Annotated in this window: 15 protein-coding genes; 4 read left to right on the top strand and 11 right to left on the bottom strand. The window is 68.1% G+C overall.

Annotated elements, in window-relative coordinates:
• Positions 1–81: 81 nt before the first annotated feature.
• The 8 genes from rplI to K8556_RS20985 all read right to left on the bottom strand — a co-directional run bounded on the left by rplI (position 82) and on the right by K8556_RS20985 (position 5,058).
• Positions 82–525 (bottom strand): 50S ribosomal protein L9, encoded by a 444-nt coding sequence (gene rplI, locus K8556_RS21020; RefSeq protein WP_014395238.1) that lies wholly within the window; start codon positions 523–525, stop codon positions 82–84.
• A 30-nt stretch (positions 526–555) separates the two neighbouring features.
• Complete coding sequence (gene rpsR / locus K8556_RS21015; RefSeq protein ID WP_014395239.1) at positions 556–960, bottom strand: 30S ribosomal protein S18; 405 nt, start codon at positions 958–960, stop codon at positions 556–558.
• Positions 961–1,008: 48 nt separating this feature from the next.
• Entirely contained in the window at positions 1,009–1,485 is a 477-nt protein-coding gene (gene rpsF / locus K8556_RS21010; RefSeq protein ID WP_223741850.1) for a 30S ribosomal protein S6, read from the bottom strand.
• A gap of 275 nt (positions 1,486–1,760) precedes the next feature.
• Positions 1,761–2,336, bottom strand: a complete 576-nt coding sequence (gene pth / locus K8556_RS21005) for an aminoacyl-tRNA hydrolase (RefSeq protein WP_223741849.1) — start codon at positions 2,334–2,336, stop codon at positions 1,761–1,763.
• 114 nt (positions 2,337–2,450) lie between these two features.
• Entirely contained in the window at positions 2,451–3,140 is a 690-nt protein-coding gene (locus K8556_RS21000; RefSeq protein ID WP_223741848.1) for a 50S ribosomal protein L25/general stress protein Ctc, read from the bottom strand.
• Between the two features lie 194 nt (positions 3,141–3,334).
• Positions 3,335–4,288 carry a ribose-phosphate pyrophosphokinase gene (locus K8556_RS20995; protein WP_014395243.1) on the bottom strand — a complete coding sequence of 318 codons (954 nt, stop codon included), beginning with the start codon at positions 4,286–4,288 and terminating at the stop codon, positions 3,335–3,337.
• Between the two features lie 42 nt (positions 4,289–4,330).
• Complete coding sequence (gene spoVG / locus K8556_RS20990) at positions 4,331–4,630, bottom strand: septation regulator SpoVG (protein ID WP_014395244.1); 300 nt, start codon at positions 4,628–4,630, stop codon at positions 4,331–4,333.
• Positions 4,631–4,746: 116 nt separating this feature from the next.
• Positions 4,747–5,058 (bottom strand): DUF5658 family protein, encoded by a 312-nt coding sequence (locus K8556_RS20985; RefSeq protein ID WP_223741847.1) that lies wholly within the window; start codon positions 5,056–5,058, stop codon positions 4,747–4,749.
• A 255-nt stretch (positions 5,059–5,313) separates the two neighbouring features.
• Here K8556_RS20985 and K8556_RS20980 point away from each other — a divergent pair, with 255 nt between their 5' ends.
• The 4 genes from K8556_RS20980 (at position 5,314) to aqpZ (ending at position 8,309) form a co-directional block, all read left to right on the top strand.
• On the top strand, positions 5,314–5,913 hold the full coding sequence (locus K8556_RS20980; RefSeq protein ID WP_043321219.1) for a thymidine kinase: 600 nt from the start codon (positions 5,314–5,316) through the stop codon (positions 5,911–5,913).
• A 40-nt stretch (positions 5,914–5,953) separates the two neighbouring features.
• Positions 5,954–6,769 (top strand): uracil phosphoribosyltransferase, encoded by an 816-nt coding sequence (locus tag K8556_RS20975; RefSeq protein WP_223741846.1) that lies wholly within the window; start codon positions 5,954–5,956, stop codon positions 6,767–6,769.
• A gap of 12 nt (positions 6,770–6,781) precedes the next feature.
• A complete protein-coding gene (hpt, locus tag K8556_RS20970) occupies positions 6,782–7,318 on the top strand; it encodes a hypoxanthine phosphoribosyltransferase (RefSeq protein WP_223741845.1) in 537 nt (178 codons plus the stop codon).
• 163 nt (positions 7,319–7,481) lie between these two features.
• A complete protein-coding gene (gene aqpZ / locus K8556_RS20965; RefSeq protein WP_223741844.1) occupies positions 7,482–8,309 on the top strand; it encodes an aquaporin Z in 828 nt (275 codons plus the stop codon).
• A gap of 79 nt (positions 8,310–8,388) precedes the next feature.
• Here the strand turns inward: aqpZ and K8556_RS20960 are convergent, their stop codons facing one another.
• From K8556_RS20960 to K8556_RS20950, 3 genes are all read right to left on the bottom strand, one after another.
• Complete coding sequence (locus K8556_RS20960) at positions 8,389–9,399, bottom strand: ribonucleotide-diphosphate reductase subunit beta (protein ID WP_370639950.1); 1,011 nt, start codon at positions 9,397–9,399, stop codon at positions 8,389–8,391.
• Between the two features lie 50 nt (positions 9,400–9,449).
• A complete protein-coding gene (locus K8556_RS20955; protein WP_223741892.1) occupies positions 9,450–11,807 on the bottom strand; it encodes a ribonucleoside-diphosphate reductase subunit alpha in 2,358 nt (785 codons plus the stop codon).
• A gap of 545 nt (positions 11,808–12,352) precedes the next feature.
• Positions 12,353–13,138 carry an IF-2 protein gene (locus K8556_RS20950; RefSeq protein ID WP_223741842.1) on the bottom strand — a complete coding sequence of 262 codons (786 nt, stop codon included), beginning with the start codon at positions 13,136–13,138 and terminating at the stop codon, positions 12,353–12,355.
• Positions 13,139–13,208 lie beyond the last annotated feature (70 nt).

The raw sequence follows: 13,208 nt of genomic DNA, 5'->3' as shown, positions 1-13,208 counted from the left end.
CTGGAGACGCGAAAAGGGCCGCCCGGTTGCCCGGACGGCCCTCTCCTTGAAGCGATGGAGCGCTTCAGGTGATGCGGTGGACTACTCGGCCACCACGTCGACCTTGATCTTCGCCGTCACCTCGCGGTGCAGGCGCAGCTCCACGTCGTAGCTGCCCAGCGACTTGATGGGCTCGGCCAGGTGGAGCTGGCGGCGATCCACCTGCTGGCCCTGGGCCGCGAGCGCCTCGGCGATGTCCAGCACCGTGACGGAGCCGAACAGCTTGTCCTGCTCGCCCACCTTGCGCTTGATGGTGACCTTGACGGCGCCCAGCTTCTTGGCCTGCTCGTCGGCGGCACCCTTCAGCTTGGCGTTGCGCGCCGTCTGCACGGACTTCTCGTGCTCGAGCTGACGCAGGTTCTGCTCGCTCGCCAGGACCGCCTTCTTGCGCGGCAGCAGGAAGTTGCGGCCGAAGCCGTCCTTCACCGTGACGAGCTCGCCGGACTTGCCGAGGTTGTCGATGTCCTCACGCAGAATGACCTTCATGTTCCTGTCTCCTGTGTTGCGGACCGGCGGCTAGCCGACCACCGCGTTGTAGGGGAGGAGCGCGATGCCGCGGGCGCGCTTGATGGCCACCGCCACCTCACGCTGGTGCTTCGCGCAGTTGCCGGAGATGCGGCGGGGGATGATCTTGCCGCGCTCGGTGACGAAGTACTTCAGCGTCGCCTGGTCCTTGAAGTCCACCGACGCGTTCTTCTCCGCGCAGAACCGGCAGACCTTCTTGCGGCCGAAGCCACGACCACCGCGCTTGTCGTCGTCGCCGCCCATGCCGCCGCGGTCGCCGCGATCACCACCGCGGTCGCGGTCACCGCCGCGATCACCACCACGGTCGCCACCGCGCGAACCGCCGCCGTAGCCGCCGCCACCACCGGGGCCGCGGGAAGCGCCCGCGCCCTGCTTGCTATCCATGCCGTTGCTCATGAACGTTCTCGTTTCCTGGAAGGTTGGGGGAAGGTCCCGACAGAGGCGTTACGCCTCCTCGGCGGACTCCTCTTCCGAATCGCCACCCGCGAACTCAGCCGACTCGCCGCGGAAGCCACCCTCGCGCTCGGCGGGAGCGCCCGGACGGGTCTCCTCGACGTCGCCGGCCAGCTTGAGGTCCTCGAGCACCGGACGCGACTCGGGATCCACCTCGTCCGCGATCTTCACGGAGATGTAGCGCGTCACGTCGTCGATGTTGCGCAGGTTGCGCTCGATCTCCGCCACCAGCTTGCCGTCACCCAGGAAGCTCGTGTGGACGTAGATGGCGCGGGGCTGCTTGGCCACGGGGAACAGCGTCTTCTTCTTCCCCCACACCGTGAAGCGGAGGACCTTGCCGCCCTCACGCGAAACGATGCCGCGGACGCGCTCCTTGAGCTTGTCCACGTTGTCGTCGGTCACGTCCGGCTTGACCAGGAAGATGGTCTCGTACTCACGAAGCCGCTTGGCGGCCTGCGTCTCTGCCATGTTTCTCTCCCCTTGGGGTCGAGTGCCCCCCGGACCATCCGGGGAGCGGGGAAACGGCCGGAGGCCCTCGAAGGCCACCACCGGGGACGGGAAATCCTCTCGCGCGCCCGTCACCGTCGCGCCTTGGCCCGTGCGTGAACACGGGAAGCTTTGAAAGAACATCCACCGGACCGCGTGGGACGCACTCCGGGGGAAGGGGCTTCTAAGAGGACCCCTTGCGGAAAGTCAAGCGGAGGCAGGGGGGCGGGCGGCCGGGCGCCGTAGGTCCGGGCGCTTCAGGCCCGGCGGTTGTGGCGGTTCATCGCCGTGGACAGCCCGTCCCGCACCCAGCTCTCCGCCATGTCCGCCGCCTTGCCGATGAGCTCCTCCAACTGCCGGCGCTCGCCGTCGTCGAAGTTGGACAGGACGTAGCCTGCCACGCGCTCCTTGGCGTTGGGGCCCTCCGGCTTGCCAATGCCCACCCGCACGCGGATGAAGGCGTCCTCGCCCAGGCACTGCACCATGCTCTTGAGCCCGTTGTGCCCGCCCGCGCCGCCGCCCGCCTTGAGCTGCAGCCGCCCGAAGGGCAGGTCCAGCTCGTCGTGCACCACGAGCACGTCCTGCACCGCGATCTTGTAGAAGCGCGCGGCCTCCGCCACGGAGCGCCCGGACAGGTTCATGTACGTCTGCGGCTCCACGAAGAGGATGCGCTCGCCGCCCAGGCTCCCCTGGCCCACCCGCGCCTGGAACTTGTCCTGGGTGAGCTCCGCGCGGGCGCGCGCCAGGAGCGCGTCCACCACCATGAACCCGACGTTGTGGCGGTGGCGCTCGTACTCGCGCCCGGGGTTGCCCAGCCCGCAGATGAGCTTCATGGACGGCTCCGGAAGGAGGGTGGGGCTTGAAGGGGCCCACACCCGGAAAAAGACAGCGGGGCAGGCCCTGGAAGAGGCCCGCCCCGCGAAGAGACACTGAACGGCGGAAGGGGACTACTTCTTCGCCGGGGCCTTGGCCGCGGCCGCCGCGGGGGCCTTCGCGTCGCCCGCCTTCGCGTCCGCCGCCTTGCCCGCCGCCGGGGCCGCGGCCGCCGCGGCCGCCGCCGGAGCCGCCTCCGCCGCTTCCGGCGCGGCGATGGTCGCGATGGTGTAGTTGACGTGCGTCTTCACGGACACGCCCTCGGGGAGCTTCACGTCGTTCACGTGGAGGGCTTCCGCGATCTTCAGGTTGGTGACGTCCACCTCAATCTGGAGCGGGATGGCGCCGGGGAGCGCCCAGACCTCCAGGTTGCGGCGAATCTGGGTGAGCAGACCGCCGTCCGCCACGCCCGCGGCCTTGCCGGTGAGCACCACGGGGATGTTCACCTTGACCTGCTCCTTCTCGCTCACGGCGATGAAGTCCGCGTGCAGGATGTCGCGGGTGAGCGGGTCCATCTGGTAGTCCTTCAGGAGGACCTGCTGCTCGTTGCCCGCCAGCTTCAACTGGATGAGCGTGTTCAGCTTGTGCGGGGTGTTGATGGCCGTGCGGATGCCCTTGGGGTCCACGGAGATGTGCAGCGGCGCCTTCAGGTGCTTGCCGTAGACGACGGCGGGGACCTGGCCGGACGCACGCAGGCGGCGGGCAACGCCCTTGCCGGAGTTGTCACGGGCCTGCGCTTCGAGGGTGCTCTTGTCGGTGGCCATGGAAGGCTCTCTTTTTCGGTGGGTACCGCGGTGTTCACCGGCGTCTGGGCGCCCTCGGCATCCCACCCCCATGGTGGGCCCCGAAGACGGCGCCCGGGCCGTTTGGGAGGCCCATGGAACCGGTGGAGGGGGCCGGACATGCCAGCCCCCGGGGTCCTTCGTCAAGCCGCCCGGACTCCAGGCGGCCGCCTGCCTCAGACGAACAGCGAGCTCAGCGAGTCCGCGCGGTGGATGCGCGCGATGGCCTCGCCGAAGAGGGCGTCCGTCTGCAGGGCGCGGATCTTCGGGCAGGCCTTGGCGTTGGCCGCCAGCGGCACCGTGTCCGTGAAGACGACCTCCTCCAGGACGGAGTCGGTGATGCGCTGGATGGCCGGGCCGGACAGGATGGGGTGCACCGCGTACGCGAGCACCCGGCGCGCGCCCTTGTCCTTCAGCGCGAGCGCCGCCTGGGCGAGCGTGCCCGCGGTGTCCACCATGTCGTCCACCAGGATGGCGTCCTTGCCCTTCACGTCGCCGATGAGGTTCATCACCTCCGAGGCGTTGGGGCGCGGGCGGCGCTTGTCGATGATGGCCAGCCCCGTGTTCAGCCGCTTGGAGTAGGCGCGCGCGCGCTCCACGCCGCCGGCGTCCGGGCTGACGATGACCAGCTCGCTCGACTCCGGGAAGCGCTTGCGGATGTCCTCCAGGAACACCGGCGAGCCGTAGAGGTGGTCCGAGGGCATGTTGAAGAAGCCCTGGATCTGCCCGGCGTGCATGTCCATGGACACCACCCGGTTGACCCCCGCGACCTCCAGCATGTCCGCCACCAGCTTGGCGGTGATGGGCGTGCGGGCCGCCACCTTCCGGTCCTGCCGCGCGTAGCCGTAGTACGGCATCACGGCCGTGATGGAGCCGGCGCTCGCCCGCTTGAGGGCGTCGCACATGATCAACAGCTCCATCAGGTGATGGTTCGTCGGCGGGCACGTGGACTGGACGATGAACACGTCCTGTCCACGTACGTTCTCGCCGATCTCGACGTGGATCTCCCCGTCGGAGAACGTATCCACCGTCGCCTTGCCCAGGGGACGCTGGAGGTATTCGCAGATGCGATGCGCCAACGCCGGGTTGGAGTTCCCGGCGAACACCTTGAAGTCACGCGACGGCTGCATGGGGGCGCTGACTAACCCGTGAGCGCCCCGAATGGAAGTTCGTTAGTCGAGTTCAGCCGCCACGGGACCGAGCGTCCCGTTCTGCGCCTGGTGAAGGTGTTTCTCGTACTCGATGAGGATGACCCGCTCCATCTGGCTGCGGGTGTCCGCGTTCAGCGGATGAGCGATGTCCTTGTAGGTCCCGTCCTTCCGTTTCTTCGCGGGCATCGCGATGAAGAGCCCGGTGGAGCCGTGGATCACCTTCAGGTCGCGCACGACGAAGCAGTGATCCAGGGTGATGGTGACGTACGCCTTCAGCTTGTCCTCTTCGACCGGAAACACCCGGACGTCGGTGATGTTCATGGTCCCCCCCCGAACCTGGAAGGCCGGAGCTACGGGGAAGCCTGGGACAGACCGAAGGTGAAAATCAAGCACCCCCTACCTGTCGCGCTGGGGACCGTTCACTGCTCCGCTAGCCGTCATGCCCCGAAGGGCCAGTGACTCACCAGGTGGGTAAGGAAGGCCAGGTGGTAGACCACGATGATGGCGTAGACGACGGCGCCCGCGCGGATGGCGAAGCGGCTGGCCTTGAGCCGGCGGTGCAGGCACAGCAGGCACAGCCCCGCGTTCACGATGAGCAGCTTGGAGAACATGAAGAGCAGCGGTGACTGCTCGTACGCCACGCGCATCACCGGGTTGAGCTCCTCCGCCACCCCCAACTGCAGGAAGAGCAGGGTGAAGAGCCCGTCCAGCAGGTTCAGCAGCAAGAGCGCCACCGACGCCGGTGACATGTAGAAAGAAGCCTGCTGCGCCCAACTCCCCGCCTGCACCTCATTCGCCGTCGCCGCCACGCCCCACCCCCAAGGTTCCCGTCCTGCGACCCGGGGCCAGGGCTATTCAAATCCCTTGCCAGGGCTTCCGGGACTTCACGGGAAGCAGCCGGGCAGGCGGCGGTGGGGGGACTTGCCGGGCTGGAAACGAAATTGACGGGAAGGGGTGGGTCGCGGAGATTGACCCCGCCCAGCCACACCCCCACCGAGCGTCCCTTGCATCAATTCCCCAAAGATATCGGGTGGATAGAGGTCATCTGCGGATCCATGTTCTCCGGCAAGACGGAGGAGTTGATCCGCCGCGTCAAGCGCGCGCTGTACGGCCGGCAGAAGGTGCGGGTGTTCAAGCCGCGCATCGACACCCGGTATGACGACACGCAGGTGGTGAGCCATTCCCAGTTGAAATTGACGTCCCTGCCCATCGAAAGGGCTGAAGAAATTTTCCGGCACCTGTCCCCCGACACGCAGGTGGTGGGCATCGACGAGGTGCAGTTCCTGGGCGGAGAGGTGGTGCAGGTGTGCGAGGCGCTCGCCCAGCGGGGCATGCGCGTCATCTGCGCGGGCCTGGACCAGGACTACCAGGGGCGCCCCTTCGAACCCATGCCGCAGTTGATGGCGGTGGCGGAGTACGTGACGAAGGAGCTGGCCATCTGCGCGGTGTGCGGGAACCCGGCCAACCGTTCGCAGCGCATCATTGGCAGCGAGGAGCGGGTGGTGGTGGGCGCGGCGGGTGCCTACGAGCCGCGCTGCCGCAAGTGTCACGTGGCGGAACCCGCGGAGGCGAGCCCTCCGCAGACGCTGAAGCTGTTCGACTGAAGCCACACGCCGCCGCAAGCCCGGCGCGGGAGCCCATCCGATGCGCGACACCCTGTACGCGAACGTGCCCTTCAAGTTGAACGAGATGACCCACCACTATGGGCCCAACGTCCATCTGGTGGGAAATCCGTTTCTCCTCTCCCAACTGGCCACGCTGTGCGCCAAGGGCACGCTGCAGCCGCAGATCAACCGGCTGGTGGAGCAGCTCTACACGGACCTGGTGAAGACGGTCATCAACGCGGAGTTCCCGCGCAAGATGGTCACCCTCCCCACCCGGATGATCGACTCCACGCCCCTGGGCATCTACCAGGGCGAGGTGGTGGACCCGCAGTTGCGCGTGGTGACGGTGAACATCGCGCGGGCGGGCACGCTGCCGTCGCAGGTGACGTACGACCTGCTCAACTTCACGGTGGATCCGTCCCTGGTGCGCCAGGACCACATCATCATGAGCCGGATGATCGACGCGGCCCAGGCGGTGGTGGGGTCGGAGATTGGCGGCGCGAAGATTGGCGGGGACGTGGATGACGCGTTCGTGCTGTTCCCGGACCCCATGGGGGCCACGGGCGGCAGCCTGTCCACGGCCATCCAGTTGTACAAGACGCGGGTGCCCGGGAAGGCCCGGCGCATCATCACGCTCAACCTCATCGTCACGCCGGAGTACCTGCGCCGGATGACGACGGAGCACCCGGACGTCATCATCTACGCGCTCCGTCTGGACCGCGGCCTGTCCCCGCCGGAGGTGTTCGGCACCGCGCCGGGCCTGCTCTGGGAGAAGGAGCGGGGCCTGGATGACCGGCAGTACATCGTCCCCGGCGGCGGCGGCTTCGGGGAGATCATGAACAACGCCTACGTGTAGAGGGAGCACCCGGTGACGACGTTCCACGAGAAGGATGTCGGCGTCCTCATCTCCGAGGAGGCCGTGCAGGCGCGCGTGAAGGAGCTGGGCGCGCAGATTACCCGCGACTATCAGGGCAAGGAGCTGACGCTCATCTGCGTGCTCAAGGGCTCCGCGTTCTTCGCCATCGACCTGGCGCGGGCCATTGATTTGCCGCTGACGCTCGAGTTCCTGGGCGTGGCCAGCTACCACGGCGGCACGGAGTCCACGGGCGAGGTGCGCATCACCACGGACGTGTCCAAGCCGATGGCGGGCAAGCACCTGCTCGTCATCGAGGACATCATCGACACGGGGCTCACCATGAGCTTCCTCCTGGAGAACCTCCGGGCGCGCCACCCGGCGTCGGTGAAGATCTGCTCGCTGCTGGAGAAGCCCGCGCGGGCCAAGACGAAGGTGGACATCGACTACAAGGGCTTCGTCATCGAGGACAAGTTCGTCGTCGGGTACGGCCTGGACTACGGCGAGAAGTACCGGAACCTGCCGTTCATCGGCATCTGGAAGCACGCCTGAGAGGCGCTTGATGAGCCCGGGTGCCCCTCCCTCCGGGGCGGGGGCCTCGGGACTGCGAGGGCCCCGTTCACGCGCCGCACGGCGGCCGTGGGCAGGGCCCTCATGCGTTGCGGGGCGCACGCATGCACAGCCTCTCCTCTGGACACTTCAAGGAGGCTTGACCATGCGAGACGGGAGCGTGAGGGCTCCCCCGCGGACGGCGACCGCGGGCGGGGACGCGATGCAGAAGTACCTGGCGGAGGCCGTCGGCACGTTCGTGCTGGTGCTCGGCGGCGTGGGGGCGGCGGTGCTGGCGGGCGACCGCATCGGCTTCCTGGGCGTGGCCTTCGCGTTCGGGCTGTCGCTGCTGGCCATGGTCTACACGATAGGCCCCATCTCCGGCTGCCACGTGAACCCGGCCGTGACGGTGGGCCTCTTGATGGCGGGCAAGTTCGACAAGCGGCATGTGGCCGGCTACGTCATCGCGCAGTGCGTGGGCGCCATCGTCGCGGCGGGCGTGGTGCTGCTCATCGCGAAGGGCGCGCCGGGCGGCTACTCCGCGGGCGCGGAGGGGCTGGGCAGCAACGGCTACGGGGTGGCGTCGCCGGAGGGGTATGGCGGCGGGGCGGCGTTCCTCACGGAGGTCGCGCTCACCTTCCTGCTGGTGCTGACGGTGCTGGGGGCGACGGACTCGCGCGCGCCGGTGGGCTTCGCGGGCCTGGCCATCGGCCTGGTGCTGACGCTCATCAACCTGGTGGGCATCCCCGTCACCAACACGTCGGTGAACCCGGCGCGCAGCCTGGGCCCGGCGCTCTTCGCCGGAGGGGACGCCCTGCGCCAGTTGTGGCTGTTCATCATCGCGCCGCTGTTGGGGGCGGCCTTCGCGTCCGCGGTGTACCGGCTGATGCACCGTCCGGCGGTGCAGATTACCGCCGCGCGCGCGGAGCAGGCGACGGACGAGGAGCGCCGCGAGCGCGTGGTGGGCCGGCGCGACGTGGAGCGCCCTGTCTGAGGCGGGTTGAAAGCACGAAGGCCGTGCCTCGCTTCGACGCGGGGCACGGCCTTGAGTGTGTGGAGCAGGGGAGGGGGCCTTAGAAGGCGGCGTCGAAGACGACGTCGTTGGCGGCGCCCACGCCCACGGCGACCTGGTAGGACGACACGCGGCGCTCGAAGAAGTTGGTGAGCTCCTGCACGTCCTGCAGGTCCATGAAGTGCAGCGGGTTCTTGGTGTGGAAGATGGGGGCCATGCCCAGCATCTGGAGGCGCTGGTCGGCCACGTACTCCAGGTAGCCGCGCATCTCCTGCACCGACAGGCCCATCACGCCGCCGCTCAGCAGGTCCTGGGCGAACTGCGTCTCGCACTCCACCGCGTCGCGCATCATCTGCACGACGTCCTTCTCCAGGCTCGCGTCGAAGAGGTCCGGCTCCTCCTTGCGCGCCGTCTGGATGGCCTCGAAGGCGAAGGCCATGTGGGCGGACTCGTCGCGGAACACCCAGTTGGTGCCCGCGGCCAGGCCGTTGAGCAGCCCCTTGCTGCGCAGGAAGTACACGTACGCGAAGGCCGCGAAGAAGAAGAGGCCTTCGATGCAGCCCGCGAAGCAGATGAGGTTCAGGAGGAACTGGCGGCGGTCCGATTTGGAGCGGACCTGATCCAGCGCCTGGATGCTGTCCATCCACTTCATGCAGAAGCGCGCCTTGCGCTGGATGGACGGGATGTTGTCCACCGCCGCGAAGGCCTTGGCGCGCTCCGCCGGGTCCGGCACGTAGGTGTCCAGCAGCGTCAGGTAGAACTGGACGTGCAGGGCCTCTTCGTAGAGCTGGCGCGACAGGTACATGCGCGCTTCGGGCGCGTTCAGGTGCTTGTAGAGGTTGAGCACCAGGTTGTTGCCGACGATGGAGTCGCCCGTGGCGAAGAAGGCCACCAGCCGGTGGATGAGGTGACGCTCCGCGTCCGTCATCTTCGAGCGCAGGTCCACCAGGTCCGTGGAGAAGTCGATCTCCTCCACCGTCCAGGTGTTCTTGATGGCGTTGCGGTACATCTCGAAGAAGACGGGATACGCCATGGGGCGCAGCGTCAGGTTCATTCCCGGATCAAGCAGCATTGCTTCGGTACTCCCTTACGAAGGACGGGTGGGGTGGGGACGGCCAGGGGCTACTGGCACGCCTCGCACGCCTCGGGGTTTTCCAGCGAGCACGCCACCGCCTCCGCCTCCGCCGTCACCATCTGCGGCGCGGGCGAGGGGGCGGCCGCAACCGTCGGGCCGCCCTGGCCCACGGTGGCCTTGGCGATGCGGGTCGCCGGGCGCGAGCGCAGGTAGTAGGTCGTCTTGAGCCCCTTCTGCCACGCGTAGAAGTACATCGAGGACAGCTTCCCGATGTTGGGCGTCTCCACGAAGAGGTTGAGCGACTGGCTCTGGTCGATGAAGGCGCCGCGGTCCGCGCCCATGTCCAGGAGCGAGCGCATGGGGATCTCCCACGCGGTGCGGTAGATGGCGCGCAGCTCCTCGGGCAGCTCCGTGAGGTCCTGCACGCTGCCTTCCGCCAGCTTGATGCGGTTGCGGGTGTTCTCGTTCCAGAGGCCCAACTGCTGCAGGTCGCGCACCAGGTAGCGGTTCACCTGGAGGAAGTCCCCGGACAGCGTCTCGCGCTTGAAGAGGTTGGACACCTGCGGCTCGATGCACTCGTAGCAGCCGGCGATGGACGCGATGGTGGCCGTGGGCGCGATGGCGATCATCAGCGAGTTGCGCAGGCCCACCTTCATGATGCGCGAGCGCAGCGCGTCCCAGCGCAGCGTGTCCTCCGGGACGATGCCCCAGCTATCGAACTGGAGCTCGCCCTTGGCCGCGCGCGTCTCCGGGAAGGCCGGGTGCGCGCCGAACTGCTCCGCCAGGTCGGACGAGGTCACGAGCGCCGCGTAGTAGATCTCCTCCGAAATCTTCTTGGACAGGTTGCGCGCCTCCACGGAGTCGAAGGGCAGGCGCAACTGGAAGAAGACGTCCTGGAGGCCCATCAGGCCCAGGCCCACCGGGCGCCAGCGGCGGTTGGAGTCCGCGGCGGTGGGGATGGGGTAGTAGTTGAGGTCGATGACGCGGTCCAACTGCTTGAGCGCGAGCATCGCGTTGGAGCGCAGCAGGTCGAAGTCGAACTTCCCGTCCTTCACCATGCGGCCCAGGTTGAGCGAGCCCAGGTTGCACACCGCCGTCTCACCCTGGCTGGTGACCTCCAGGATTTCGGTGCACAGGTTGGACAGGTGGATGACGTTGCCCGGCTGGCCGGTCTGGTTGCTCTTGCGGTTGGAGATGTCCTTGAAGGTCATCCAGCCGTTGCCCGTCTGGGCCAGCACCTTCATCATCCGGGCGTACAGGTCGCGCGCCTTCACCTTGCGCACGGCCTGGCCCTGCGCCTCGGCCGCGACGTAGGCCTTCTCGAAGGCGTCGCCGAAGAGGTCGGTGAGGTGGGGCGTCGTCTTCGGGTCGAAGAGGCTCCACTCCTGGTCGGCCTCCACGCGGCGCATGAAGAGGTCCGGCACCCAGTTGGCCAGGTTGAGGTTGTGCGCGCGGCGGGCCTCGTCACCGGTGTTGTCGCGCAGCTCGAGGAAGTCCTCGATGTCCGCGTGCCACGTCTCCAGGTACACGCAGCACGCGCCCTTGCGCTTGCCGCCCTGGTTCACCGCCGCCACGGACGCGTCCAGCGTCTTGAGCCACGGGACGATGCCGTTGGAGTGGCCGTTGGTGGACTTGATGAGCGAGCCGCGCGCGCGCACGCGGTGGTACGCCACGCCGATGCCGCCGCTGAACTTCGACAGCATCGCGATGTCCGAGTACTTCTTGTAGATGGCGTCCAGTTCGTCCGCCGGCGAGTCCAGCAGGAAGCAACTGGAGAGCTGCTCGTGGCGCGTGCCGGAGTTGAACAGGGTGGGGGAGGACGGCAGGTACTCCAGCGAGCTGAAGAGGCGGTAGAGCTCGATGGCCTCGCGCGCGTTGTCGCCGGACAGGGCGCACGCCACGCGCAGGAAGAAGTCCTGCGGCGTCTCGATCACCTCGCGCGTCTGCGGGTTCTTGAGCAGGTAGCGGTCGTAGACGGTGCGCAGGCCGAAGTACTCGAACAGGTCGTTGCGGACCGGGTCGATGGCGGCGTTGAGCTTGCGCGCGTTGGCCTGGACGAAGGTGAGCAGGCGGTCCGCGATGAGGCCGTGCTTGTGGCCGGCGGCGACGGACTGGCTGAAGGACTGGATGTCCTGGTTGCTGACCTCCTTCTGGATGAAGGTGGACAGCAGGCGCGCGGAGAGCCGGGCGTACTCGGGCTCCTCCACGATGAGCGCCGCGGCGGTCTGGATGGACAGGCTGTCCAGCTCCCGCGTGGTGGCGCCGTCATACAGGCCGCTGATGGTCTTGGTGGCCACGCGCATCACGTCCACGCGCGACAGGCCCACGCACGACTTGCCCACCGCGCGGACGATCTTGTTGAGGTCCACCGGCTCCGCCGTGCCGTTGCGCTTCTTCACCCGCATGGTGGTGGCGAAGTCGCCGGGGGCCGACGGGGCCTGCGTGGCGGGCGCCACGGCGGCGGAGTCGGGGGGCGGCGAGGCGACGACGTTCGGCTTGAAGGGCGTCTGGACGGTCACGGGCGTCTCACTTCCAGGACAAGGCAATAGCGGAGCCACCGGGGGGTGGGCAGACCCCGTGGGTGATGACTCCGGAGATGGCAGGGAGGGACTACTTCCGATCAGGATCCACGGGCTTGGCGACAACAACCCGACATGTAGCGAATTGTCAGGCAGATGTGTGTGTCAGGCAAGAAAACCACACCAGCCTCCGGGTTCCGTGAGCGTGCCCCCGGGGTGGCGGGCGAGCAACAGAGGAGACCCAAGCTATGGGGGGTCACCCGGTGTGTCAACGCAAGATCCTGTGTAAACCTGCCGGGCAGGTCGGATCGATCATTGCAATCTATGATCACTCACCGGCACTTTTCCCGGCGTCTTCCGGTCGACATTTACAGGCGCGCAAAGGCCGGTCGGGCCCCGTCTTTTTGACCCCCTCACCCAACCCCTGGAGATCAGGGCCGGGCGCCCGCGTCGGGGGTTGGGGCGGCGGACGGCGGCGTGGCGGAGGCGTCACCGGCGGGTGACGGGGCGGGCGGGCGGGGCGCCGGTGCTACAGGGGTGTTGTCCGGGGCGCTCTCGCTGTGGACGGCGCGGCGCAGGGCCTCCTCCAGGTCGCGGGCGGTGGGGCCCACGGTGGTGAGCATCTGGTTGGCGGCGCGGGCGTGGCGGTTCTCCGTCTGCGCTGCGAGCTTGAGCTGGGCCAGCCCTTCGGACACGAGGCGGCGGGCGTCCTCCAGCTTCTGGCGCGCCTGGTAGAAGGCGACGTCGGTGAGCATGGACTGGAGGCTGCGGTGCTGCTCCTCCGTGATGCCGGAGAGCTTCTCCGCGCGGCGCAGGTAGTAGAGGCCGCGCTCCACCTTGGCGGGCTCGCCGGACGCGATGCGCGGGCGGGCCAGGCTCTCCAGGAGGGGGAAGAGGGCGCGGTCCAGGTCGTCGCGGTCGGTGAACTTCTGCTGCGTCAGCAGGGTGACGTCCTGGCCCTCCAGGGGGAGCGGGGCGTAGGCGTCCGCGAGGCGCGGGTCCCCGGGGCGGTAGGCGGCGGCGCCCGTGGGCATGGCGCGGCCCTTCATCACCACCAGCTCGCCGTTCTCCTGCACGACGGTGAAGGTGCGGGCGTTGAGCTGCCCCAGGAGGAAGACGACGCCGCCGCCCAGGCCCAGGATGACGAGGAAGACGACGAGCCGGGTGAAGGTGCGGCGGGCCCGGTAGCCGAATCCCTGCGGTGAATGGGTGGTCATGTCGCCTGCTCTCCGGTCGGACGGGCGTGGGCCCGTGAAGGTCGAAACCTGAAATTGGGTCTTCTGGGAC

The sequence above is a fragment of the Corallococcus sp. AS-1-12 genome (genome assembly GCF_020036995.1).
Taxonomy (GTDB): Bacteria; Myxococcota; Myxococcia; order Myxococcales; family Myxococcaceae; genus Corallococcus.
This window is presented reverse-complemented; position numbering and strand designations above follow the sequence as displayed.